General features: G+C 47.0%; 4 protein-coding genes. 3 read left to right on the top strand and 1 reads right to left on the bottom strand.

Annotated elements, in window-relative coordinates:
• Positions 1-327 precede the first annotated feature (327 nt).
• From H0248_RS19425 to H0248_RS19410, 3 genes are all read left to right on the top strand, one after another.
• Positions 328-678: a type II toxin-antitoxin system RelE/ParE family toxin gene (locus tag H0248_RS19425; protein ID WP_039318317.1), complete on the top strand. Its 351-nt coding sequence runs from the start codon at positions 328-330 to the stop codon at positions 676-678.
• A 2-nt stretch (positions 679-680) separates the two neighbouring features.
• Positions 681-980: a helix-turn-helix domain-containing protein gene (locus tag H0248_RS19420; protein WP_180787148.1), complete on the top strand. Its 300-nt coding sequence runs from the start codon at positions 681-683 to the stop codon at positions 978-980.
• Positions 981-1,280: 300 nt separating this feature from the next.
• Complete coding sequence (locus tag H0248_RS19410) at positions 1,281-1,463, top strand: hypothetical protein (RefSeq protein ID WP_072013623.1); 183 nt, start codon at positions 1,281-1,283, stop codon at positions 1,461-1,463.
• Between the two features lie 16 nt (positions 1,464-1,479).
• On the opposite strand, the gene H0248_RS19405 is transcribed toward H0248_RS19410, so the two are convergent.
• On the bottom strand, positions 1,480-1,857 hold the full coding sequence (locus H0248_RS19405) for a hypothetical protein (protein ID WP_039318321.1): 378 nt from the start codon (positions 1,855-1,857) through the stop codon (positions 1,480-1,482).
• Positions 1,858-2,009 lie beyond the last annotated feature (152 nt).

Raw genomic sequence — 2,009 nt, 5'->3', positions numbered from 1 at the left:
AAAATGACTCCTCATCTCTACCGTTTAAACATTATGATGATCAGCACGATATCTATCAGAACTTTTGTTACTTCTAACACCAATCGCATTTGTAAAACGCTTTTCATTTCCATCCCCATATAAACCATTCATCAGAACCGCCTGTAACAGTAGTCCTATCCTCCGAGCAGCCGGATTAACCAGCTTCACTGCATCATCACTTACATATCAAAAGGCTATAAGAGGAAGAGGTTCAGTGGGGTGTCATTATTGATAGGGATTTCATCTTTATAGCTTTATTGCTATAGTTATTTATAGCAATAAAGCTATAATTAATAGGCAGAGAACATGTGGGAAGTAATAACGACAGAGTGCTTCGACGCCTGGTTTTTAACTCAAGATGATTCACTGAGAGAATCGGTTTACGAGGCAATGGGGATCTTAGAGAAATTCGGACCTAAGCTCGGCAGGCCATATGTAGACACATTAAACGGCTCAGATTTTCCGAATATGAAAGAGTTACGTGTTCAACATGCAGGTAAACCAATAAGAGCATTCTTTGCTTTTGATCCGACACGTAAAGCTATCGTGTTATGTGCCGGAGATAAGACCGGGATAAACGAGAAGCGATTCTACAGAGATATGATTCGACTTGCCGATTCTGAATACCTAAAACATCTGGCTAACCTGGAGAAATAATCATGGCGACATACAGAGAGCTACTGGAAAAAGAGAGTCCGGAAATGCAGGCTCGCGTAGCGGCGCGGGTCGAAGAGACAAGCCTGATTATTGCCCTTAGTCAGCTACGTGATGAATTAGAGATCTCTCAGACAGAACTGGCACGGGCGATTGGCATATCCCAACCAACACTGGCCAAGATGGAGAATCCTGAAAATGACCCTCGTCTTTCCACGTTAAAACGTTATGTAGCAGCATTAGGTGGAGAACTGAGCATTGATGTCACGTTACCGACAGGGAAACGTGTCGCATTTCATCTCTAAATTAACCATCCACTCACTCAATAAGCCCTCCTTTTCCCGCTATTTTCAGCTATGATTGCTCGGTCACCGCACATCGGTGACCGGGTGTAGGAACCCGGACTTACTATCGGCGATAAGATCGGACGCGCCAGCGTCCTTTTTTATATCGCAGCCTCTGTTCGCCTCAATGGTGGCTCAGGCGGGGCAGCCTTCGGGCTGGCCGGGTCGATAGTACCGGTATTCCTACCCCCGTCTGGGCTACCACCCAAAGAGCGTAGGAACTCTTATGGTGGTGAAATATCTCACTATCGGAAGACCATCATGTTCGACAATACCCCTCTTAGGCCTGATGAACTGTTAGACCAATGTTGTGCTCTGTCCTATGCCGTCACCGCTATCACCCACGATCAGGTACGCGAAATTCTTGCGTTTGTGCTGCACGAAAAACTCCGGGATTTTTATGATTGCTACCACCCAGAGCAACTTCCTGATAAAGACGATTAACGAACTGGCGCCCGTTTTATCCTAACCAGCGGCGCCACCAGGGTTTAGGGTGAACATTCTCTGATTCAACCGGTGCCGGCTTGTATTCCAGCCGGCGTATTTCCTGAAGCTCCAGTTTGAGACCCGACACTTCTTCCCGGAGCGCTTTCAGCTCCAAAACCAAGTCTTTCATTACGCTATTATCTGTCTCATCACCCTGTCCCCGAGTGTCCCACTGCGTTGTCTCATCCGGTTTCAATTCACCGTACACCCGCATCAATTCACTGGTATCGAGAGAGCGACCGCCATCAGACTCAGACCTATATGATACACGGCCTTTCGCCATATCCCGGTACAGCGAACTTCGCCCTTTTCCGGTCAATTCCATCGCCTGTCTCACGCTGACCCACGCCATTGTCCCACCTCCGATTTTTGAGACAGTATAGCGCTGTACAAGACATTCTCAGCCCCTCCGTTATTTCAGCCTGCACACGGTGCAGTCATGCTCTCATTTTCTTTCTTCTTTTTTTAGATTATTTATTGCCAGTGATACCCGCTATGTACAAC

Origin of the sequence: Pectobacterium brasiliense (genome assembly GCF_013449685.1) — a bacterium.
GTDB classification, from domain to species: domain Bacteria; phylum Pseudomonadota; class Gammaproteobacteria; order Enterobacterales; family Enterobacteriaceae; genus Pectobacterium; species Pectobacterium brasiliense_A.
This window is presented reverse-complemented; position numbering and strand designations above follow the sequence as displayed.

What these genes read in the sequence shown, in the direction of transcription:
- H0248_RS19420 (WP_180787148.1), top strand. Translation starts at nt 681, where the DNA reads ATGGCGACATACAGAGAGCTACTGGAAAAAGAGAGTCCGGAAATGCAG.
- H0248_RS19410 (WP_072013623.1), top strand. Translation starts at nt 1,281, where the DNA reads ATGTTCGACAATACCCCTCTTAGGCCTGATGAACTGTTAGACCAATGT.
- H0248_RS19405 (WP_039318321.1), bottom strand. Translation starts at nt 1,857, where the DNA reads ATGGCGTGGGTCAGCGTGAGACAGGCGATGGAATTGACCGGAAAAGGG.
- H0248_RS19425 (WP_039318317.1), top strand. Translation starts at nt 328, where the DNA reads ATGTGGGAAGTAATAACGACAGAGTGCTTCGACGCCTGGTTTTTAACT.